The organism is Limnohabitans sp. (assembly GCF_031539175.1).
In the GTDB taxonomy this organism is placed as follows: Bacteria; Pseudomonadota; Gammaproteobacteria; order Burkholderiales; family Burkholderiaceae_C; genus Limnohabitans.
In genome coordinates, this window is record NZ_JAVKLQ010000052.1 from 1 (window position 1) to 22,960 (window position 22,960).

Genomic DNA, 22,960 nt, shown 5'->3' on the forward strand with positions numbered 1-22,960 from the left:
GTGTTTGCCGCGCAAACGGAGAGCAACTTCGCTGGCTACTCGTCCGAGCACCTTATCGGTGGCGTCAATCACAAACCACTCATGCACCACGTCAGCGGGTTTTGCGCTGAATGTAGACATAGTTAAATCCTAAAAGGAGAGAGGTTTGTAGGGCCCTTTTCCACGGTCGGCGTTCTTCTGTTGAGAACCTCTTAGGTGGGATGTGCTTCTTGCGAAACCTCTGCCGCGGGACCACTCAAGCGCTGCAGAGCCTGAAATTATACGAAAAATCAAGGACTTAAAGCAAGTCTCGCCAAAACCACCAGAAATGGCGGGTTACCATCCGGCCCATGTTCAGTTATCGCCACGCCTTTCACGCCGGAAACCATGCCGACGTCCTCAAACATTTGACGCTGATCGCGACTTTGAAGCACTTGATGCACAAAGATCCCGGCATTCAGTTTGTGGACACCCACGCCGGTGCGGGCCTCTATCGCCTCGACGGCGACTATGCTGAAAAAAGTGGCGAAGCCGCTGACGGCATCCTGAAGTTATTGGCCACCAAAGATTTAGCCAAAGTCCCTGCCTTGCAAGAGTACCTGGACATGGTGGCCAGCTTCAATTCGGGCGGCAGCACTCGCATCTACCCCGGATCGCCCTTCATCATGCATCGCTTGTTGCGTTACGAAGCCCGTGACCGCCTCAAGCTGTTTGAGATGCACCCGACCGATCACAAATCGTTGACGGGCAACATTGAGCAGCTCAATGCGGGTCGCACGGTCAGCGTCACGCGGGCTGACGGCTTTGAGTCACTCAAAGCCTTGTTACCACCGCCGGTCTCGACCAGCGGCTCGCGTCGCACCTGTGTGCTGATCGACCCCAGCTACGAAATTAAAAACGATTACTACCGCGTGATCGATTGCATTCAAGACAGCTTGAAGCGCTTTGCCACAGGCACCTACATCGTCTGGTACCCGATCATTCCTCGCCCCGAGGCGCACGATTTGCCACGCAAACTCAAAACCATGTGCACCCAGCTCAAAAAACCTTGGTTGCACGCGACCTTGGCGATTGGCCGCGCCACCGGTGGCGACGACACGGGGTTGAACGCCAGCGGCATGTTCTTGATCAACCCACCCTACACACTCAAACCGCTGCTCAACGAAGCCTTGCCCATCGTGGCCAAAGCTTTGGCACGCGGCCCCGGACAAAGCTGGGCGGTGGAATCGGGCGGCTAAGCATCGGCGCCTGCTTACCGCGTTGGCGCCAAAAAGGCCAAGACATCTGTCAAATCGCGACCGGTGACCGTGGGCTTAGGCCCTAGGGTTTCATGCGGCAAGCTCTGGCGATTGACCCACAATGTTTGAAAACCAAACCAAGTGGCCCCCAGCGCATCCCATGCGTTGCTCGACACAAACAAAATCTCATCCAGCCGGAACGGCAAGACTTGCTGCACCAAGCCGTAGCTTTCGGGTGAGGTCTTGAACTGGCGCACACGGTCGACCGAAATGATGTGGTCGATCAAGGTGGACATGCCTGCATGGGTCACCGCCACACTCAACATGTCGGGGCTACCGTTGGACAAAATCGCCGTCGGAATACCTTGCGCTTTGAGCGCCTCCAGCACCCCCACGTTTTCAGGAAATGCCGTGAGATGCGCGTATTGGCGCATCAACGCCCCTTCATTCGCCGCCGACTGGGCCAAGTGCAAACGCGCCAAGGTGTATTGCAAAGCAGCCCGCGTGACCTCAAAAAATGACTGGTAATGCCGGCTTCCCCCTTCGGCGTGTGGATCGGACATCGTGATCAAGCGGGAATATTCAATCTGCTTGTCGCGCCACAACACCGAAATCGCAGCGCCTTGACCTGGGTACAAACGCTCAGCCAGCGCCCCAATTGAATACACATCAAACAAGGTGCCGTAAGCATCAAAAACAACGGCTTGAATAGCCATGGCGATGTCCCTTTTTTAAAACGCACATTGTCAGGTTTTTAGGCTCGGAAAAACCCCTAGAGAATTAACCGACCAGTCGGTCGGCTAATTCTCTATACTTTCGCTTGTGCACCGCATGTCGCTGGTGCAGGAGTGGTTCATGTACACCCAATCGTTCAACGTGCCCGACGCCACCGATGCGTCAGCCCCTCAAGGCGCTCAGCTCAAAGCTGTGGCTAAACCCGTCAGCGCATCAGAAGCGGCCTTGCAAAAGGCCTTCGACGTGCGGATTGATGCAGATGGTCGCATCGAGCCGCAAGACTGGATGCCCGAGGCCTACCGCAAAACCTTGGTCCGCCAAATCAGCCAGCACGCCCACAGCGAAATCGTCGGCATGCTGCCCGAAGGCAACTGGATCAGCCGCGCCCCCAGCCTCAAACGCAAAGCCATCCTGATCGCCAAGGTACAAGACGAGGGCGGCCACGGTCTGTACTTGTACAGCGCCGCCGAAACCTTGGGCACCAGCCGCGATCAGATGCTCGATGCCCTGCACACCGGCAAAGCCAAATACAGCTCCATCTTCAACTACCCCACCCTCACTTGGGCAGACGTAGGCGTGATCGGTTGGTTGGTCGATGGCGCGGCCATCATGAACCAAATTCCCCTGTGTCGTTGCTCCTACGGCCCTTACGCTCGCGCCATGGTGCGCGTGTGCAAAGAAGAAAGCTTCCACCAACGTCAAGGCTATGAAGCCTTGTTGGTGATGATGACCGGCACTGCCGAGCAAAAAGCCATGGTGCAAGACGCCGTCAACCGCTGGTGGTGGAAGTGCTTGGCCATGTTCGGGCCACCCGACGCCGACAGCCCCAACAGCGTTCAGGGCATGCGCTGGGGCATCAAGCGCATCAGCAACGACGACTTGCGCCAAAAGTTTGTCGACGCCACCGTGCCACAGGCCAAGGTGCTGGGCGTGACCCTGCCCGATCCCGATTTGAAATGGAACGAGGCACGCGGCCACCATGACTACGGCCAAATCGACTGGGACGAATTTTGGGCCACCGTCAACGGCCATGGTCCTTGCAACAAAGAGCGATTGGGCACCCGAGTGAAAGCCTGGAATGACGGCCAATGGGTGCGCGACGCAGCCTTGGCCCACGCACGCAAACAACACACCATGAAGGAGGCCGCATGAGCCAAGCCACCCCCAAAGCATTGAACGAATGGCCCCTGTGGGAAGTTTTTGTGCGCAGCAAACAAGGCTTAGAGCACAAGCACTGCGGCAGCCTGCACGCCAGTGATGCACAACACGCGCTGCAGATGGCGCGCGATGTGTACACACGTCGCCAAGAAGGCGTGAGCATTTGGGTGGTGCCATCCAACACCATCACGGCCAGCGCGCCTGACGACAAAGCCGAATTCTTCGAGCCCGCCAGCGACAAAATTTACCGCCACCCCACCTTCTACACCATCCCCGACGAAGTGGGGCACATGTGATGACCGCGCACTTGGACTACGTGCTGCACTTGGCCGACAACGCCTTGGTGCTGGGCCAACGCAACGCGGAATGGTGCGGCCACGGCCCCATCTTGGAAGAAGACATTGCCATGGCCAACATCAGCTTGGACTTGGTGGGTCAAGCCCGCCTGCTCTACCAACATGCGGCCACGCTCAAAGGCGATGGGGCGACCGAAGACAGCTTGGCCTATTTCCGTGACGTACCCGACTTTCGCAACTACACCTTGCTGGAGTTGCCGCATCACGCGGCCTTGGTGGGCTACGCCGTGGACAACCGCGACTACGCCGTCACCATCGTGCGCAACTTTTTGTACAGCACGCTGATGGCCCTGGTTTGGGAAAAGCTCCAAACATCCCAAGACGAACACTTGGCAGCCATTGCCGCCAAATCACTCAAAGAAGTGCGCTATCACCTGCGCCACTCGCACGACTGGCTGGTGCGCTTGGGCGACGGTACCGAGGTGTCGCACGCCAAAACACAAGCGGCGCTGAACCACCTAATGCCCTACACCCAAGAGTTTTGGTCAGCCAGTGACTTTGAATCACACGTCACATCGGCGGGCATTGGCGTCGACACCGCCACCGTGCGCGACGACTGGCAAACCTTGGTGAACAACGGCATCGCTGACGCCACCTTGCAGCAGCCATCCACAGAAGGGTTTGTTCACACTGGTAAGCACGGCTTGCACTCCGAGCATTTGGGCTTTTTGCTCGCCGAGATGCAAAGTTTGGCGCGCGCCCACCCCCAAGGCGTGTGGTGAACACATTCGCCGCATCCGTGCCAGATGCGTCCGCGAAAGCGGCGTCGCTGGCACGCATCTGGGCGGCGCTCGACACCTTGAGCGACCCTGAAATTCCCGTGGTGACCCTGCGTGAAATGGGCATCTTGCGTGACGTGGTGTGGCAAAACGATGGCGTCTTGGCCGTGATCATCACGCCCACCTACAGCGGCTGCCCGGCCATGGGACAAATTGAAGACGACGTGCGCACCACCCTGGCCACCTTGGGCGTGAACGCCCGCGTGCAGACCCAGCTCGCGCCAGCATGGACCACCGACTGGATGAGCCCAACCGCACGCGACAAACTGCGGGCCTACGGCATCGCCCCGCCCGCACGTTGTGGTGCCAACAGCAACACCGATGCCGCTTCCACCGTGGTTCAGTTCGCCAGCCGTGCGAACAAGCCTGAGGTCGTACCGTGTCCGCACTGCAGCTCGCACGACACCACCGAAACCTCGCACTTTGGCTCCACCGCCTGCAAAGCACTTTACAAGTGCTTGTCATGCATGGAGCCGTTTGACTACTTCAAACCCTACTAATTTTTGAACAGGCCAGCCCCATGTCTGCAGCCCCTCAATTTCATACCCTCACCGTGTCAAGCGTCGATGCGGAGGCTGCAAATGCAGTCGCACTCAGCTTTCGCATCCCTGCTGAGTTGCAAAGCACATTTGCGTTTGAACCCGGTCAGTTTTTAACCCTACGCGCCACACTCGAGGGGCAAGATGTACGCCGCAGCTACTCCATCTGCTCAACACCCCAAACGCTGGCACGCGATGGTCTGTTGCAAGTGGGCATTCGCGCGGTTGACGGCGGCCTGTTCTCGAACTGGGCCACCACCCAACTGAAGGCAGGCGACACATTGCAAGTCATGCCCCCGCAAGGCCGCTTTGGCGTCCAACGCCCACGCGCTTTGCACCGCGTAGGCTTTGCAGCAGGCTCGGGCATCACCCCCATCTTGTCGATCATGGCCAGCACGCTGCACAGCCAGCCCGAATCGAAATTCACCTTGGTCTACGGCAACCGCCACATGGCCAGCGTGATGTTCAACGAAGCGCTGCAAGACCTGAAAGACCGCTACCCCGACCGCTTGACCTTGATCCACATTTTGTCGCGCCAAGCCCAAGAAGTGCCCTTGCTCGAGGGACGGATTGATGGCGACAAAGTCCGCGCCATCATCGCGACATTGCTGCCCGTGAAGAGCATGGATGAGGTGTTTGTGTGCGGCCCAGAAGCCATGATTGAAGCCACAGAAACCGCGCTCATTGACGCAGGCGTTTCTGCCAAACGTGTGCATTCTGAGCGCTTCACATCGAGCACACCCGCCACACCTCGCAAGGCCAGCACCGCGCAAACAGACGCCACCAAGCATGCCATCCAATTGCGCATCGTCTTGGATGGCAAGCCCTACGACATGACCATGGGCCCCGATGACCATGTGCTGGACGTGGCGCTCAACCATGGTCTCGATTTGCCTTATTCATGCAAGGGTGGCGTGTGTTGCACCTGCCGCGCCAAGGTGATGGAAGGCCAAGTGGAAATGAGCAAAAACTTCACCCTTGAACCTTGGGAAATGGAACAAGGCTTTGTGCTGAGCTGCCAAGCACGCCCCACCACCGCCAGCGTGGTGGTGAGCTTTGATGAGCGTTAAGTTTCTGATCGCCCATAAAAAATGCCCTGCGATCGCAGGGCATTTTTGTCGCAACGAAAGCGCTGCGGTTCGCGCTTAGAAGCGGTAGCCGACGCCGACAGCCACCAACAGCGGATCAAGTTTCAACGTACCAGCCTTGGCGCCGTTGGCATAAACATCCGTCTGGATATAAACCTTCTTCACGTCCAAGTTGACAGAGACTTGCTTGGTCACAGGAACATCCACGCCGACTTGCAATGCGGCACCCCAGCTGTGGCTATCCAAAGTCACAGGCGCCAGCGCGGTGCCAGCCAACGCGGAGAAGTCTGTCCCAGTGATCTTGGTGTAGTTCACACCTGCGCCCACGTAAGGCTTGAAGCCTTGAAAATCCGTGAAGTGATATTGCGCTGTCAATGTCGGCGGCAAGTGCTTGAACGAACCAATCGCTGCGGCATTGGAATACACAGCTTGCGATTGGGGCAGCGTCAAGATCAACTCAGCAGCCACGTTTTTGTTGAAGAAGTAGGAAACATCAACCTCGCCAATTGTTTTGTCGTTTACCGTCAAACCCAAGCCCGTGGAATCCTTGTTTGCCATGTTCAACTCAACGGCACGCACACGCACCAACCAAGGCGACTCTTGCGCGGCGACTTGACCGGCGACCAACATGCCCACAGCGGCAGCGATGATTATTTTTTTCATGATTTTTCCTTCTTAGACTCGGGTCTATTCCCGTGAGATCTATTTCAAATCAAGAAGGACGCGAACGAATTGATGCGCATCAATGCCGCCTGCTGCGACATTTGACAAAGATCAAACGGACGCGGTTTAAGCGGTCAAACCTAGGTTTTCACAAATGGACAAGGTCGCTGCGCTTTGGTTCATGCTGTAGAAATGCAAGCCTGGGGCACCCGCGCTGCGCAGTTGGTCGCACAAGTCGGTCACCACCTCCAAGCCAAAGGCTTTGATGGACGCGATGTCGTCCCCGTAGCCCTGCAAACGCAAACGAATCCAACGCGGAATCTCAGCGCCACACGCATCTGAGAAACGCAAGAGCTGTGACGAGCTGGTGATCGGCATGATGCCCGGCACGATGGGGATGTCAACACCGAGTTTTTGCACGTCGTCCACGAAACGGAAATACGCATCGCTGTTGTAGAAATATTGCGTGATGGCCGAATCAGCCCCCGCACGGGCCTTGGTGGCAAAGGCTTGCAAATCAGCTTCTGCCGATTTGGCTTGCGGGTGAATCTCGGGATACGCCGCCACCTCAATGCCGAAATCATCCCCCGTTTCGGCGCGGATGAAGGCCACCAAATCGCTGGCGTACTGAAACTCACCGCCCGCGCCATAACCACTGGGCAAATCACCACGCAAAGCCACCAAACGCTTCACGCCCATGGCTTTGAATTCGGCCAACTGCTGACGCACGCTGTCGCGCGTCGCGCCGATGCACGAAAAGTGCGATGCTGCCGCCATGCCCTCACCCAAAATTTCTTTCAAAGTCGACATCGTGCCCGCTTGCGTCGAACCACCAGCACCATAAGTGACCGAACAAAACTGCGGCTTGAGCGGATACAACGCTTGGCGCACCGCACGCAACTTGTCTGCCCCCTCTGGGGTTTTGGGTGGAAAAAACTCAATGCTCAAACTGTTGTTGACGATCATCTCTATCTCTCTTCATGGCGCGTCAGGCACGACGGGCACCGATCCAAAACTCTTGGTTGCCATCGCCACCGGCAATGGCGCTGGGCCAATAGCCCAACACGTCTAAATTCAATGTGACACAGGCCTCGCGCAAACGCGCCTCGACCTGCACATAACTGGCTTCGTCTTTGACCAAGCCCCCTTTGCCGATGTCGCTGGGCTGCAATTCGAATTGCGGTTTGACCAACATCAACAGCGCACCATCCGCTTTCAAAAACGGCAAGATCGCGGGCAAAACAAGGGTGAGCGAAATGAACGACAAATCGCCCACCACCAAGTCAAAACCTTGGTGCACATCAGGAATCCGCGCATCGTTGACTTGCAACTCACGGGCATTGATGCGCTCCACGCACACCACACGTGCATCGTCACGTAAACGTGGATGCAACTGACCATGCCCCACATCCAACCCCACCACCTGCGCAGCGCCTTGCTGCAGCAAGCAATCGGTGAAGCCGCCGGTGCTTTGGCCCACATCAAGACAGCGCAAACCCTGTGCAGACAAGCCACTGCTTTGCAAGGCGCCTTCCAGCTTCAAGCCACCGCGAGAGACATAACGCGCCTCCGCGGTGTCCAGCAAGCGGAGCTCGCTGGGCAGTGGCAGCTCGTCACCATTTTTGGTCACAAGCTTCCATGGCTTGGTGCCCAAGCGCCACTCCACGCCCGAGGCAATCAGCCGCTGCGCTTGGGAGCGCGAAGCGGCCAAGCCACGGTCAACAAGAAGCTGGTCTGCACGCATGGACAAAAAGCCAAAGGGCTTAATAGCGATACGTGTTGGCTTTGTATGGGCCGTTCTTAGACACGCCGATGTAGGCGGCTTGCTCGTCGCTCAACTCGGTCAGCATGGCGCCGACTTTCTTGAGGTGCAAACGGGCCACTTTTTCGTCGAGGTGCTTAGGCAACACATAGACCTTGCCGGCTTCGTATTCGTCTTGCTTGGTGAACAACTCGATCTGAGCGATCGTTTGGTTCGCAAAGCTGGACGACATCACGAAGCTGGGGTGACCGGTGGCGCAACCCAAGTTCACCAAACGGCCTTTGGCCAACAGGGTGATCTTCTTGCCATCGGGGAAGATGACGTGGTCGACTTGCGGCTTGATCTCGTCCCACTGCAATTTTTCGAGCGAAGCAACGTCGATTTCGTTGTCGAAGTGACCGATGTTGCAAACGATGGCTTCATCTTTCATGGCGGCCATGTGCTCGTATCGGATCACGTTCTTGTTGCCGGTGGCCGACACGAAGATGTCGCACTTGTCAGCGGCATATTCCATGGTCACGACTTTGTAGCCTTCCATCGCAGCTTGCAGGGCATTGATCGGGTCGATCTCGGTCACCCACACTTGAGCGCTCAAAGCGCGCAAGGCTTGAGCAGAACCTTTGCCCACGTCGCCGTAGCCAGCCACGCAAGCCACTTTGCCCGCGATCATCACGTCGGTGGCGCGCTTGATGGAGTCCACCAAGGACTCGCGGCAGCCGTAGAGGTTGTCAAACTTGCTCTTGGTCACCGAGTCGTTCACGTTGATGGCGCGGAACATCAGGCTGCCTTTGGCGGCCATTTCGTTCAAGCGCAGTACGCCGGTGGTGGTCTCTTCGGTCACGCCGATGATGTGCGCGCCCTTGCGGCTGTACCAAGTGGGGTCCACGGCCAGTTTGGCTTTGATGGCGTTGAACAAACACGTTTCTTCTTCGCTGGTGGGGTTGGCGATCAACGAAGCATCGGTTTCGGCGCGCTTGCCCAAGTGCATCAACAAGGTGGCATCGCCGCCGTCGTCCAAGATCATGTTGGGGCCTTCGCCTTCAGTGCCTTTGGCGCCGAATTCAAAAATGCGGTGGGTGTAGTCCCAGTACTCAGCCAAGGTTTCGCCTTTGGTGGCGAACACGGGAATGCCAGCTTCTGCGATGGCAGCAGCTGCGTGGTCTTGGGTCGAGAAGATATTGCAAGAAGCCCAGCGCACGTCAGCGCCCAAAGACTTCAAGGTTTCGATCAACACAGCCGTTTGGATGGTCATGTGCAAAGAGCCGGTCACGCGAGCGCCTTTCAAAGGCTGCGCTTTGGCGAATTCTTCGCGAATGGCCATCAAACCGGGCATTTCGGTTTCGGCAATTTTGATTTCTTTGCGGCCCCAAGCGGCCAGCGACATATCGGCCACGATGAAATCGGTGGCGGGGTTGGATTTGAGAACAGCGTTCATGGGTGAGACTCCAAAGGTGGGCAAAGCCACTGAGAACGCGCGGTAAGCGTCGGGAGTCCAAAAGAGGAAATTTCCGAGGGACTCACCTCACGTTGACAGTGGGTGAGCGCGGTTGGAAACGTGAGGCCAACGCAAAAAAGCAGCGTATAGGCCTGTGTGTCCGAGCCTCACCTGTGAATCGCCAGAAATGGCGGGTACAGGCTGCAGCGCTCCTCGGATAGGCATTATTTTAGCCTGCGAGACACGACCACCTTAGAATTAAATCTAAAGGTTTAATATCGAGCATGAACGTCCATCGCCACATCCACATCTTCATCAAACGACAACTCGCCACGCATTTACGCCAAAGCGCGAATGTGTACTTCGTCTGGTTTTCGGTGGCCGCCATGGTTGGCCTGATAGGCCTCACGCCTTGGTTGTATTGGCTGGGCAACACCGCCAGCGCCCACTCTTGTGCTTTGGCGGTGCTTTGCGTTTTACTGGGCATGCTGGTGTGGCGCTATGGAGGCGGTGTGAAATGGGGCGGCTTGATCTATCAAGTCACGCTCATGACGCTGGTGCTCTTCAACGCGAGCATCACTGGTGGGGTCGCCTCGCCAGTGCTGACGTGGCTCGCCATCATTCCTTTGTTGCCGCTGTTCATGGGCTCACGCATCGGGGGTATGTTGGCGATGCTGGCTTCGATGTTGGGCGTGATCGGCCTGTATGTGTTGCAAACCAGAGGGTGGTTGCCGCCCATCGAGGATCAGTTTGTTTTGCAATCGCTAGGCGATGGAGCAGCCCCCACCGACAACGCGTGGCAAACCCTGTCATTTGCCGCCGGCATGTTCATCCTCATGCTGTTGGCGCAATTGGCCTTGGTGCAAACCTATGACACAGCCAACGAGCAGCACTTGCGTCGCCTGCGCAAAACGAATGCGCGGCTAGAAAACCTGTCCAACAACCTCAAAGTGGCCAGCGCTCACAAAGACCAATTCTTGGCCATGGTCAGTCACGAAATGCGAACCCCACTGAACGCAGTCATGGGTTACTTAGGCCTGCTGTCCTCAGACACACAGCTGCCAGAACCCGCAGACCAATACGTCAAAGGCGCTCGCAACTCGGCCGCGCACTTGGTCACCGTGATCAACGACTTACTGGATTTTTCGCAAATTCAACAAGGTAAATTGGTTCTGAACTTGCAACCAGTGAATTTACGCGAGATGCTCACCAGCACCCACCAAACCTTGACCCCGCGTGCCGATCAACTGGGCTTGGCCTATCCCCTAGACATCGACGGCAACGTCCCTGAATGGGCCTTGGTGGATGCCCATCGACTGGCTCAAATCATTTTGAACTTGTTGGGCAACGCCTTGAAATTCACCTCTCAAGGCCAAGTGCGTATGCACATCCGTTTTGACACCATGCCCAACACCCCGTCACACGGCAACTTGACGATACGCGTGGAAGACACGGGAACTGGCATGCCTCAATCGGCCCTCGAAAACATCTTTAAACCGTTTGTGCAGCTCAAAATCAGCGACAACGATTTGAAAGCTGGCAACGCCTTACACGGCAATGGATTGGGGCTGGCCATCACGCGCAGTTTGGTGCAAAGCCACAAAGGCAGCATCAACGTGGAAAGCACACTCGGAATGGGCAGCGCCTTTACCGTCAAACTGCCCATCGAGGTGGCTGAACCGCCCATGGCTCGCCGCCCCATCGATGCCAGCAGCGCCAACCCGATTACGCTCGACATTTTGGTAGTCGATGACCACGTCACCAACCGATTGGTGGACACCGCCAGCATCAAACGAGGCCTACCCAATGCCCTGATTGATCACGCCATCAACGGCACCGATGCCCTGAACAAAATGCGCGAACACCGCTACGACCTCGTGCTGATGGACTTGATCATGCCGGACATTTCGGGCACCGAGGTGGTTCGTCGCATCCGCGATGATCTGGACCATCCTTACCGCGACGTCCCCGTCATCGCCTTGACCGCCAATGTGGCGGAAGATGCGGTCAAAGCGTGTATGGCGCTCGGTTTTCGCGAGGTGTTGCCCAAGCCCTTTGACCGCGACATCTTGGTGCAAGCGATTCTGACCCACGCTCAACCGCAAAGCGCGCAGCCCCGAGCGCTATGATTCTGCCCTTTGACATGACGTGCTGACACGCACCGCCCCATGAGCTCTTTTCTGAACGAAGTGCGCCGTCGCCGCACCTTTGCCATCATTTCTCACCCCGACGCGGGTAAAACCACGCTGACCGAAAAACTCTTGTTGTTCTCGGGCGCGATTCAAATCGCGGGCGCCGTCAAAGGCCGCAAGGCCAGCCGCCACGCCACCTCGGACTGGATGGAGATTGAAAAGCAACGCGGCATTTCGGTGGCCTCGTCTGTGATGCAGATGCTGTACCGCGACCACGTCATCAACCTGCTCGACACACCCGGCCACAAAGACTTCTCGGAAGACACCTACCGCGTTCTGACCGCCGTGGACTCGGCCTTGATGGTGATTGACGCGGCCAACGGTGTGGAAGCGCAAACCCGCCGCTTGATTGAGGTCTGCCGTCAGCGTGACACGCCCATCATCACGTTTGTGAACAAGATGGACCGCGAAGTGCGCGACCCGCTCGACATCCTCGACGAAGTCGAACGCGAGCTTGGCATGCCCTGCGTGCCCATGACGTGGCCTGTGGGTCAAGGCAAGTTGTTCGGCGGCATCATCAACTTGCGCACGCAAGCCATGACCGTGTTTGACTCCGGCTCCGAGCGTTTGCCGCAAGACTTTGAAACCCACCCCTTGAGCGATCAAGCCCAACTGGCCGAACGCTTCGGCTTGGAATGGGCCTCCGCCATGGAAAGCATGGAGCTGGCCACTGGCGCATCGCCCAAGTTCGACAAAGAAGCCTTCTTGGCAGGCAAGCAAACACCCGTGTTCTTTGGCTCAGGCGTGAACAACTTTGGTGTGATGGAAGTGCTCGACGCCTTGGTCGATCTCGCACCTTCACCCCGCCCGCGTTTGAGCCACCTTGTCGTCAACAAGCAAGCCATTGAGAAAACCATTCAACCCGAAGACGAAGGTTTTGCGGGCGTGGTCTTCAAAGTGCAAGCCAACATGGATGCCAACCACCGCGACCGCATCGCGTTTGTGCGCGTGGCCTCGGGCAAATTCACCCCAGGCATGAAGCTCAAGGTGCAACGCACCGCCAAAGAGCTGCGCCCCACCAGCGTGGTGACCTTCATGTCGCAACGCCGCGAAGCGGTGGAAGAAGCCTATGCCGGCGACATCATCGGCTTCACCACCCACGGCGGCGTGCAGTTGGGCGACACCATCACCGACGGCCAAGCCTTGCAATTCACAGGTTTGCCGTTCTTCGCACCTGAGTTGTTCATGACGGTGATTTTGAAGAACCCCTTGCGCACCAAGCAACTGCAACAGGGCTTAGACCAACTGGGCGAAGAAGGCGCGATTCAAGTGTTCAAACCAGAAGCCGGCGGCGCGATGCTGCTGGGCGCGGTGGGCCAACTGCAGTTCGAAGTAGTGCAACACCGCTTGAAAGCCGAATACGACTGCGATGTGAAGTTAGAGAGCTGTCAGTACACCGGTGCACGTTGGATCACGGCGGACACGCCTGCGGAGTTGCGTGAGTTCACGTATGCATATCCACAGCGCATGGCGTTGGACGCGGCCAACACCTTGGCGTATTTGTGCACGTCACCTTATGACGTGCGGTTGGCGCAAGAGCGTTTTCCGAAGATCCATTTCCATCCGCTGCGCGAGCATGCGGGCTTGGCGTTGTCGACAGCCGGTTGACCTTTTATTGCATTCGGTCTCGACGTGCCAAAGCTGGAAACAACTTGAGCCATGAGGCGGCGACCAACACGGTACCCACGCCGCCGCTAACCACCGACACGACAGGGCCCCAGAGCGCAGCGACTGCGCCAGACTCAAACTCGCCAAGTTGGTTCGACGCGCCAATGAAAATCGAATTGACGGCCGCCACACGACCTCGAATTTCATCGGGAGTTTGAAGTTGCATCAAAGTCAAGCGCGTCACCACGCTGATGTTATCTGCCGCGCCTGTGACGGCCAATGCCAGCAACGACAACCCGAAGTGGTGCGACAAGCCAAACACCATCGTCGCGCCACCGAACACGGCCACAGCTCCCAATAAGCTGTAGCCCACATGGCGGTGCAATGGCCAACGCAGCATGGCAAACGACATCAGCAGCGCCCCTGCAGCAGGTGCAGCACGCAGCAGACCCAAACCTTCGGGACCGGTGTGTAAGACATCACGCGCATAGATGGGCAACAACGCCGTGGCGCCGCCCAACAAGACGGCGAACAAATCTAGCGACGTGGCGCCCAACAAAATTTTGTTGTGCCAAACAAACGTCACCCCCGCCATCGCGGATTGCCAAGACACGGCCTCTTGTGTGGCGTGATGCACGTAGCGCACGGTCAAGGTGAGCACGCTCGACAGCAGCATCATGACCACGCAAGCGGCGTACACCGTCAACGCGCCATGTGCATAGATCACACCACCGAGCGCAGGTCCGCCAATCGTGCCAGCCTGTAAAGTGCTGGAACTCAAAGCCACGCCACGTTGCAGCAAGTGGGTGGGCAACAAGGTGGGCGTGAGCGCTTGTTGTGCAGGCATTTGAAAAGCCCGCGTGCTGCCCAACACCACAGAGAGTGCCAAGATCAACTCACGGCTGACAAACTCACCCGCAGTGGCCCACACCAACACAGCCGACACCGTGGCCTGAATGGCCACACACGCGGCGAACAAACGCCCACGATGCACACGGTCTGCCACATGCCCAGCAGGCAAGGTCAACAACAAGGCAGGCACGAACTGAAAGAGCCCCACCAAGCCTAAGTCCCACGCGCTGCCGGTGAGGTCGTACATGTGCCACGCCACGGCCACCATCAACATTTGATTGGCGGTGATCACCAAAAAGCGTGCGCCCATGAAACGCACAAAACTGCGATGCGTCAGCAAGTTTTGAAGGGTGGGCATGGTCACACCCGCGCCAGCACGGGCTTCAGCGCGACACCCGTGTGGGTGCCCTGCGCGACCACTGCTTCGGGCGTGTCAGCCGCCACGATCAAGCCACCGCCGTTGCCGCCTTCGGGGCCGAGGTCGATGATCCAATCGGCTTCGGCAATCACATCAAGGTCGTGCTCAATCACCACCACGCTGTGACCACCATCCACCAAGCGGTGCAGCACGCGAATGAGCTTGTCCACGTCGGCCATGTGCAGGCCCACCGTGGGCTCGTCCAACACATACAGCGTGTGCGGGGCTTTGTTGCCACGGCGCGTCACGTCATCGCGCACCTTGCTCAGCTCGGTCACCAGTTTGATGCGCTGCGCTTCGCCGCCACTGAGTGTGGGTGAAGGTTGACCCAAGGTGAGGTAGCCCAAGCCCACGTCTTTGAGCAGCTGCAGCGGGTGTGCGATGTTGGGCATGGTGGCGAAGAAGTCCACCGCCTCGTCGACCTCCATTTGCAATACATCGCCAATGCTTTTGCCACGCCAGCTCACCGCCAAGGTCTCGGGGTTGAAGCGCGCACCGTGGCAGGTTTCGCAAGGCACTTTGACGTCAGGCAAAAAGCTCATTTCAATCGTGCGCAAGCCTTGGCCTTCGCAGGTATGGCAACGGCCTTCGCCGGTGTTGAAGCTGAATCGCCCGGCACCGTAGCCGCGCGCTTTGGCTTCTAGTGTTTCAGCAAACAGTTTGCGAATCGTGTCCCAAAAACCAATGTACGTGGCGGGGCAGCTGCGCGGTGTTTTGCCAATCGGCGTTTGGTCGACTTCCAACACGCGGTCGATGGTTTGGTAGCCCTCCAAGCCTGTGCAACCCACCCACGCGGGGTGCTTCCCTTCTTCATCGAGCTTGCGACCTGCTTGTGTCGAGCGCTGCGCCACCGCAGCCGCCACGTTGTGCAACAACACATCACGCGCAAGCGTGGACTTGCCCGAGCCAGACACGCCGGTCACCGCCACCAGGCGCTTGAGGGGAACGTCCACACACACGTCGTTCAAGTTATGCAGCGATGCGCCTTCGAGCGAGAGCCAGTTGAGCGGCAATACGCCATCATCTTCCGAAGCGAGGGAAGCCACGGCACGGCGTGCCTGCAAGGGGTGTCGCATCGCGTGCAACAAGTAACGCCCCGTTTGCGAATCCGCTTGATCGGTGATGTCCTTCACCGAACCCTCGCCCATCAAACGCCCACCGCGCTTGCCCGCACTCGGCCCGATGTCGATGATGTGGTCGGCGCGACGAATGGTGTCTTCGTCGTGCTCGACCACCACCAGGGTGTTGCCTTTGTCGCTTAGCAAGTGCAGCGCATTCAACAAAATTTGGTTGTCACGCGCATGCAAGCCAATGGTGGGCTCGTCCAACACGTAGCACACGCCTTGTAAGTTGCTGCCCAATTGCGCGGCCAAGCGAATGCGCTGTGCCTCGCCGCCACTGAGCGTGGGAGCGCCACGGTCAAGCGTGAGGTAATTCAACCCGACTTGCTCTAAGAACTCCAAACGGCTCTTGATCTCAGGCAACAGATCACGCGCAATGTCAGCCTCACGACCGCTCAACGTCAGGCTCTCGGCCCACTTGCGAATGTCCGTCACGCTCAAGCGCGCGATGTCGGTGATGCCCACGCCCGCAAACTTCACGGCGCGTGCCGTAGCATTCAAACGCGTGCCTTCGCAGATAGGGCAGGCGGTGTCGACCAAATCGTCGACATCGGGTTCGGCAAAGGTTTGCTCACGGCCTTTGTCCTTGTCGTCGCGCACCGAATCGTCCAGCACCTTGCGCTGATCCTTGTTGAGTTTCACGCCCGTGCCCACACAGTCGGGGCACCAGCCGTGTTTGCTGTTGTAAGAGAACAGGCGTGGGTCGAGCTCGGTGTACGAGGTGTCGCACACCGGGCAAGCACGTTTGGTGGAATACACATCCAAGCGGCCAATGCTGTTGGTGTCAGCCCCCGCCTCCATCGCTTCGCGCAACCCGTCGAGCTGGCTCAACACATGCACCACGCCTTTGCCGTGCTCCAGCGCAGTCGCCAAGGCAGCGCGTAAGGCGGGCTCATTCTGCGCAGAGACTTCGAGGCTGGCCACAGGCAATTCAATGGTGTGCTCTTTGAAACGGTCCAAACGCGGAAAGCCCGTGGTCGGCAAGAAATGTCCATCCACACGCAAATGGCTGTAGCCACGCGGACGCGCCCAATCGGCCAACTCGGTGTAAACGCCTTTGCGGTTCATCACCAAGGGACTCAGCAATCCAATGAGCTGCCCTTTGAACTCGCGCATCAACTGCGCGGCAATGCGGTCTGGCGTTTGCGGCTGCACGGCGGCGCCGTCATGGATGCAATGCTGCGTGCCCAACTTCACATACAACAAGCGCAAGAAATGCCACACCTCAGTGGTGGTTCCCACCGTGGACTTGCGCCCCCCGCGACTCAAGCGCTGCTCAATCGCCACCGTCGGCGGAATGCCATACACCGCATCCACCTCAGGTCGACCCGCAGGCTGCACGATGCTGCGCGCATACGCATTCAAGCTTTCCAAGTAACGCCGCTGACCTTCGTTGAACAAAATATCAAACGCCAACGTCGACTTGCCCGAACCCGACACCCCAGTGATCACGTTGAACTTGCCGCGAGGAATGTTCACGCTTAAGCTCTTGAGGTTGTGCTCTTTCGCATTGATGATTTGAATAGCGCCCTCACCGACGGAGGCGACACGCGCACCCGCTGGCGGAGCAGCCGATGTGCCGGGCAACAATGTTGAGCCTGCGTCTGAGGCGCCCGGCATACCGGCTGTTCCGACAGCTGCGCCAGCAAAACGAAGCGCGCCTTCTGCAGCGAGAAGCCCCACAGAAGCCTGGGCCACCGCATAAATCGACCCCATAGACTCCGCATACTCACGCAACGCCAGACCCGTGTGCGAGGTCGGATGCAAACGCACCACCTCCGGCGGACCTTCGGCCACCAACAGGCCACCCGCGTCACCCCCTTCGGGGCCGAGGTCGATCAACCAATCGCTGGCACGGATCACATCGAGGTTGTGCTCAATCACGATGAGCGAGTTACCGTCTTCCAGAAGGCGGCGCATGGCACGCATGAGCTTGGCAATGTCGTCAAAGTGCAGGCCCGTGGTGGGTTCGTCAAACAAGAACAAGACGCCTTTTTTGGCCAAGGCTTGGCGGCTGGATGTTTTGGCTTTGGCCGCTTCGGCCAAGAAGCCGGCGAGCTTCAAGCGTTGGGCTTCACCGCCGCTCAAGGTGGGCACGGGTTGACCGAGTTTGACGTAGTCGAGGCCAACATCCACGATGGGTTGCAGGGTGCGTACCACGTCGCGGTCGCTGGCGAAAATTTCTAGCGCTTCGCCCACGGTGAGGTCCAACACATCGGCCACGTTCAAGACTCTTCGCGTCGCAGCTGCGGGTGCAGCGTCTTGCTCGTCTTCGCTTCGCTCAGAATGTCGCTGCGCCGCAGCCCCCACAGCCACGCCGCGAAGCTCGCGCTCGATGGTGATTTCAAGAATTTCTGGCCGGTAACGTTTGCCATTGCAATCTTGGCAACGCAAATACACATCGCTCAAAAACTGCATTTCCACATGTTCAAAACCTGAGCCGCCGCAGGTGGGGCACCGGCCATCGCCGCTGTTGAAGCTGAACTTCGAGGCGGTGTAGCCGCGTTGCTTGGACATCGGCGACACCGCAAAGATTTCGCGAACAGCGTCCCACGCGCCGACGTAGCTGGCGGGGTTGGAGCGGGCAGTTTTGCCGATGGGCGACTGGTCTACAAACACGACGTCACTCAAATGGTCGGCGCCGAGCAAACGGTCGTGCACGCCCGGCGTTTCGGTGGCGCGACCGAAGTGGCGCATCAAGGCGGGGGTCAACACGTCTTGGATGAGGGTGGATTTGCCCGAGCCGCTCACGCCGGTGATGCAGACCAAGCGCTGCAGGGGAAATTCGATGCTGAGGTTTTGCAGGTTGTGCTCGCGCGCACCTTCCAAAATCAAGCGCGGCGTGCTGTCGGTGACCAAGCGTTTGAGCCCCAAGCCGATGCTTTTGCGGGCCCCCAAATAAGCGCCGGTCAAAGTGTCGGCAGATTTCAAATCTTCGGTGGTGCCGTCAAACACAATCTCGCCGCCCTTGACACCGGGGCCCGGGCCCATGTCGATGATGCGGTCGGCGCACAACATGACGGCCGGATCGTGCTCGACCACCACCAAGGTGTTGCCCGCATCGCGCAAACGCAACATGGCTTGGTTGATGCGGTTCATGTCGCGCGGATGCAAGCCAATGCTGGGCTCGTCCAACACAAACAAGGTGTTGACCAAAGAGGTCCCCAACGCCGTGGTGAGATTGATGCGCTGCACCTCACCGCCGCTCAGGGTGCGGCTTTGACGGTCGAGCGTGAGGTAACCAATGCCCACGTCGCTGAGGTACTTCATGCGCGTGCGAATTTCGTCCATCAGCAAGTGCAGGGCTTGGGCATCAGCGCCCGCCACATCCACTTGGGTGGCCTTGAAAAACTGATGCAGTTTGTCGATGGGCAAAAGCATCAAGTCGTGCAGGCACAAGCCGGGCATGGCTTCGAGCTGCGCACGCGTCCATTGAACGCCTTGCGGCATGAAGCGCTTCGCGGGAGGCAATACCGCATCGGCGTTTTCTTTGCTGCCAATGCGCCACAGCAAGCTGTCGGTTTTGAGTCGCGCGCCAGCACAAACGCCGCAAGGGGTATAGCTGCGGTACTTGGAGAGCAACACACGAATGTGCATCTTGTAGGACTTGCTCTCGAGGTATTCAAAGAAACGCTTCACGCCATACCACTGGTGGTTCCATTTGCCTTTCCACAGTGGCGAGCCGTGAATGACCCAGTCTTTTTGCGCTTGGGTCAGCTTGTACCAAGGTGTGTCGCGCGGAATGCCTTCGGCTTCGGCGTGGCGCATCAAGTCGTCTTGGGTTTCTGCCCAAGCAGGCGTTTGAATCGTTTTGATGGCGCCCGCGCGCAAGGTGAGTTTCTCGTTAGGAATGACCAACCCGTAGTCCACCCCAATCACGCGGCCGAAACCGCGACAGGTCTCGCATGCACCCACGGCCGAGTTGAACGAGAACATAGACGGAATGGGGTCGCTGTAGCGCAAGTCGCTGTCGGGGCAGTGCAAACCGGTGGAGAAACGCCACAGTTCGGGCGTCGACTCAGCATCCAAGGACCAGTACACATTGAGGCGCCCACTGCCGCGCTTGATGGCCAACTCAATCGCCTCCAAAACGCGCGATTGCTCGGTGTTGCCCAATTTGAAACGGTCGGCCACCACATCCAACAACTTACGCGGCCCTGTGGGCGTGGCCACTTCGCGCTCGGCATGGATGCGCGTGAAACCGCTCGCGCTGAGCCATTGCTCGACTTCTGCCGAGGTCGTGTTGGCAGGCAACTCAACGGGGAAGGTCATGATCAAGCGCGGATCTTGTGCTTGGGCGGCACAACGGCGTTGCAGCTCGGCGTAAATGGTTTGTGGCGTGTCGTGCTGCACGGCTTGCGCGGTTTGACGGTCAAACAACTGACCGGCACGGGCGATCAACAGCTTCAAGTGATCGTTCAGCTCTGTCATCGTACCCACGGTGGAGCGAGAGCTGCGCACGGGGTTGGTTTGGTCTATCGCAATCGCGGGGGGCACGCCTTCTACTTTGTCGACGGCCGGACGGTCCATGCGGTCTAAGAACTGACGGGCATAAGCGCTGAAAGTCTCTACATAGCGGCGCTGCCCTTCGGCGTACAAGGTGTCAAACACTAGGCTGGATTTACCGGAGCCACTGGGGCCCGTCACCACCGTCAATTCGCCGGTGCGAATGTCGAGGTCTAAGTTCTTGAGGTTGTGCTGGCGTGCGCCACGGATGCGGATGGTGCCTGACATGGCGGAGCCTTGTGAAGTGAGCCCAACATTCTAGGGACTCTGTGGCACCCCAGCGGCGACTCAGGGCATTGACAGAACGCCCTTCAGAAAGCAAAACGCCACGGAAATCCGTGGCGTAGATCAAGCCCCGAGACAGGGCGTGAGAATGCAGCGCTTACTTGGCGGCAGAGGCCTCTGCCGCAGGGGCGGAGGCGGGACCAGACGCAGCTTCTGCGGGGGCATGAATCGCTTCATCGCCATGCTTCTCGCCACCCATGTCCAAACTGCTACCACCCTTCATGATCACAAAGATGGCGAGTGCGGCAAAGATCAAAAAACCCAAGAAAATTTTCAACATATCAAGTCTCCGAAATCAGTAAAAAGCCCTCCACGAGGGAGGGCTGCAATGTAGCACCTAGGCGGCCCTAGGTGGCTGACACGCTTAGTCGTCAGCGTAGATGTCGACGTCTTTGGTTTCTTTCACAAACATCATGCCGATGACGAATGTCATACCAGCGATGATGATGGGGTACCACAAACCGTTGTACATGTTACCGGTCTGCGCCACGATCGCAAAGGCGGTGGTGGGCAGCAAACCGCCGAACCAGCCGTTGCCAATGTGATACGGCAAAGACATCGAGGTGTAACGAATACGTGTGGGGAACATTTCCACCAACATCGCAGCGATAGGGCCGTACACCATCGTCACCAAGATCACCAAGTAAGTGAGGATCAAGGTCACTTTGACGGTGTCCACTTTGGCTGGATCAGCCTTAGAGGGGTAACCGGCTTCTTTCAAAGCATCTGCCACAGCCTTTTTGAACTCGGCAGCTTTCGTCTTGGCTTCGTCAGCAGGCATGCCTTTGGCGTTGTAGCTGGCAATCTCTGTCTCACCAATTTTGATGGTGGCAGGTGCACCTGCTGCGCCGACGGCGTTCTCATAGCTCACCGAAGCGCCAGCCAACACTTGTTTGGCGATGTCGCAAGAGCTGGTGAATTTCACCGTACCTGTCGGGTTGAACTGGAACGAGCACTCGGCGGCGTCAGCGGTCACGACCACTTTGTTCTTTTGTTGTGCAGCGTGCAAGTCAGGGTTAGCCGCCTTGGTCAACGCTTCGAACACGGGGAAGTAGGTCAGCACAGCCAACAAGCAACCCAACATGATGATGGGCTTGCGGCCAATCTTGTCAGACAGCGAACCGAACACCACGAAGAACGGGGTACCGATCAGCAATGAAATAGCCACCAAGATGTTGGCAGTAGCGCCATCCACCTTCAAGGCTTGCGTCATGAAGAACAAGGCATAGAACTGACCCGAGTACCACACCACGGCTTGACCCGCGGTCAAACCGATCAAGGCCAAGATCACGATCTTCAGGTTTTTCCATTGACCAAACGCTTCGGTCAAAGGCGCCTTAGAGGTTTTGCCTTCGGCCTTCATTTTCACGAAAGCAGGTGACTCGTTCATGGACAAACGGATGAAGACCGACACGGCCAACAACGCGATGGACACGATGAACGGCACGCGCCAGCCCCAATCCGCGAAAGCAGCTTCGCCGATGGTGGTGCGTGTACCCAGAATCACCATCAACGACAGGAACAAGCCCAAAGTCGCCGTAGTTTGAATCCAAGAGGTGTAAGCACCGCGCTTGTCATGAGGGGCGTGTTCAGCCACATAAGTGGCAGCACCACCGTACTCACCGCCCAAAGCCAGACCTTGCAACAAACGCAAGCAGATCAGGATGACGGGAGCCGCCACGCCAATGCTGGCGTAGTTGGGCAAGATACCCACGATGAACGTGGACAAGCCCATGATCAAAATCGTCACCAAGAAGGTGTACTTGCGACCGATCATGTCGCCCAAGCGGCCAAAAAAGATCGCGCCAAAAGGACGCACGATGAAGCCGGCAGCAAACGCCAACAGCGCGAAGATGAACGCAGAGCCTTCATCCAAGCCGCTGAAGAATTGCTTCGCAATAATTGCAGCGAGTGAACCGTAAAGGTAAAAGTCGTACCACTCGAAAACAGTACCCAATGAAGAGGCGAAGATCACCTTCTTCTCTTCGGCCGACATTGGGCGGCCTACGTCTAGTGTTGCCATGTAAGTTGTCTCCTTAGCTTTGAATTGAGCGCCCGGATACGGGCACTGTGCGGAGCGACTATCTGTGGACTTGCTGACCGTATTCTGACAACCAAAGTACCTCTGCGCACGGTGATCCATCGCCAAAAACCCACAAACCAAGTGGTAACCCTTTGTCTTTATTTTTCAATGCGAGATACAGCGCAAAAACCGCCCCAAAACAGTGCCAAACATTGACTGAAAA

At 57.8% G+C, this 22,960-nt stretch carries 18 protein-coding genes and 1 riboswitch; of the genes, 8 read left to right on the forward strand and 10 right to left on the reverse strand.

Annotation, left to right across the window (positions count from 1 at the left end):
- On the reverse strand, window positions 1-120 hold a 120-nt coding region (locus RMS95_RS09190; protein ID WP_310645599.1), incomplete at its 3' end, for an uL13 family ribosomal protein.
- Between the two features lie 209 nt (window positions 121-329).
- On the opposite strand from RMS95_RS09190, the gene RMS95_RS09195 reads away from it, so the two are divergent.
- Window positions 330-1,217 (forward strand): 23S rRNA (adenine(2030)-N(6))-methyltransferase RlmJ, encoded by an 888-nt coding sequence (locus RMS95_RS09195; protein ID WP_310645514.1) that lies wholly within the window; start codon window positions 330-332, stop codon window positions 1,215-1,217.
- 14 nt (window positions 1,218-1,231) lie between these two features.
- On the opposite strand, the gene RMS95_RS09200 is transcribed toward RMS95_RS09195, so the two are convergent.
- Entirely contained in the window at window positions 1,232-1,933 is a 702-nt protein-coding gene (locus RMS95_RS09200) for a haloacid dehalogenase type II (RefSeq protein ID WP_310645515.1), read from the reverse strand.
- Between the two features lie 139 nt (window positions 1,934-2,072).
- Here RMS95_RS09200 and paaA point away from each other — a divergent pair, with 139 nt between their 5' ends.
- The 5 genes from paaA to paaE are packed head-to-tail and all read left to right on the forward strand — an operon-like array spanning window position 2,073 to window position 5,854.
- The gene (gene paaA, locus RMS95_RS09205; protein WP_310645518.1) at window positions 2,073-3,104 is read left to right on the forward strand and encodes a 1,2-phenylacetyl-CoA epoxidase subunit PaaA; all 1,032 of its coding nucleotides are present in this window, start codon (window positions 2,073-2,075) and stop codon (window positions 3,102-3,104) included.
- Window positions 3,101-3,406: a 1,2-phenylacetyl-CoA epoxidase subunit PaaB gene (gene paaB, locus RMS95_RS09210; RefSeq protein WP_310645520.1), complete on the forward strand. Its 306-nt coding sequence runs from the start codon at window positions 3,101-3,103 to the stop codon at window positions 3,404-3,406. Before paaA ends, paaB begins: the two co-directional genes overlap by 4 nt.
- Window positions 3,406-4,188, forward strand: a complete 783-nt coding sequence (paaC, locus tag RMS95_RS09215; RefSeq protein WP_310645522.1) for a 1,2-phenylacetyl-CoA epoxidase subunit PaaC — start codon at window positions 3,406-3,408, stop codon at window positions 4,186-4,188. Before paaB ends, paaC begins: the two co-directional genes overlap by 1 nt.
- Window positions 4,182-4,745 carry a 1,2-phenylacetyl-CoA epoxidase subunit PaaD gene (gene paaD / locus RMS95_RS09220; protein WP_405023378.1) on the forward strand — a complete coding sequence of 188 codons (564 nt, stop codon included), beginning with the start codon at window positions 4,182-4,184 and terminating at the stop codon, window positions 4,743-4,745. Before paaC ends, paaD begins: the two co-directional genes overlap by 7 nt.
- Window positions 4,746-4,765: 20 nt before the next feature.
- Window positions 4,766-5,854, forward strand: coding sequence for a 1,2-phenylacetyl-CoA epoxidase subunit PaaE (paaE, locus tag RMS95_RS09225; RefSeq protein ID WP_310645525.1), 1,089 nt, complete (start codon window positions 4,766-4,768; stop codon window positions 5,852-5,854).
- A gap of 75 nt (window positions 5,855-5,929) precedes the next feature.
- On the opposite strand, the gene RMS95_RS09230 is transcribed toward paaE, so the two are convergent.
- From RMS95_RS09230 to ahcY, 4 genes are all read right to left on the reverse strand, one after another.
- A complete protein-coding gene (locus RMS95_RS09230) occupies window positions 5,930-6,535 on the reverse strand; it encodes an OmpW family outer membrane protein (RefSeq protein ID WP_310645527.1) in 606 nt (201 codons plus the stop codon).
- Window positions 6,536-6,661: 126 nt separating this feature from the next.
- Entirely contained in the window at window positions 6,662-7,501 is an 840-nt protein-coding gene (gene metF, locus RMS95_RS09235; protein ID WP_310645529.1) for a methylenetetrahydrofolate reductase [NAD(P)H], read from the reverse strand.
- A gap of 22 nt (window positions 7,502-7,523) precedes the next feature.
- Window positions 7,524-8,279: a TlyA family RNA methyltransferase gene (locus RMS95_RS09240; protein ID WP_310645531.1), complete on the reverse strand. Its 756-nt coding sequence runs from the start codon at window positions 8,277-8,279 to the stop codon at window positions 7,524-7,526.
- Window positions 8,280-8,298: 19 nt separating this feature from the next.
- Complete coding sequence (gene ahcY, locus RMS95_RS09245; RefSeq protein ID WP_310645533.1) at window positions 8,299-9,732, reverse strand: adenosylhomocysteinase; 1,434 nt, start codon at window positions 9,730-9,732, stop codon at window positions 8,299-8,301.
- 97 nt (window positions 9,733-9,829) lie between these two features.
- Window positions 9,830-9,953, reverse strand: a riboswitch (S-adenosyl-L-homocysteine riboswitch).
- Between the two features lie 63 nt (window positions 9,954-10,016).
- Between ahcY and RMS95_RS09250 the strand changes: the two genes are divergently transcribed.
- On the forward strand, window positions 10,017-11,861 hold the full coding sequence (locus RMS95_RS09250) for an ATP-binding protein (protein WP_310645535.1): 1,845 nt from the start codon (window positions 10,017-10,019) through the stop codon (window positions 11,859-11,861).
- 39 nt (window positions 11,862-11,900) lie between these two features.
- On the forward strand, window positions 11,901-13,532 hold the full coding sequence (locus RMS95_RS09255; RefSeq protein WP_310645537.1) for a peptide chain release factor 3: 1,632 nt from the start codon (window positions 11,901-11,903) through the stop codon (window positions 13,530-13,532).
- A 4-nt stretch (window positions 13,533-13,536) separates the two neighbouring features.
- Here the strand turns inward: RMS95_RS09255 and RMS95_RS09260 are convergent, their stop codons facing one another.
- The 4 genes from RMS95_RS09260 to RMS95_RS09275 all read right to left on the reverse strand — a co-directional run bounded on the left by RMS95_RS09260 (window position 13,537) and on the right by RMS95_RS09275 (window position 22,737).
- On the reverse strand, window positions 13,537-14,742 hold the full coding sequence (locus RMS95_RS09260; protein ID WP_310645539.1) for an MFS transporter: 1,206 nt from the start codon (window positions 14,740-14,742) through the stop codon (window positions 13,537-13,539).
- A gap of 2 nt (window positions 14,743-14,744) precedes the next feature.
- Window positions 14,745-20,657, reverse strand: a complete 5,913-nt coding sequence (locus RMS95_RS09265; RefSeq protein WP_310645541.1) for an excinuclease ABC subunit A — start codon at window positions 20,655-20,657, stop codon at window positions 14,745-14,747.
- A gap of 154 nt (window positions 20,658-20,811) precedes the next feature.
- Window positions 20,812-20,994, reverse strand: a complete 183-nt coding sequence (locus RMS95_RS09270; protein WP_310645543.1) for a hypothetical protein — start codon at window positions 20,992-20,994, stop codon at window positions 20,812-20,814.
- Between the two features lie 84 nt (window positions 20,995-21,078).
- The gene (locus RMS95_RS09275; protein WP_310645545.1) at window positions 21,079-22,737 is read right to left on the reverse strand and encodes an MFS transporter; all 1,659 of its coding nucleotides are present in this window, start codon (window positions 22,735-22,737) and stop codon (window positions 21,079-21,081) included.
- Window positions 22,738-22,960: the final 223 nt, after the last annotated feature.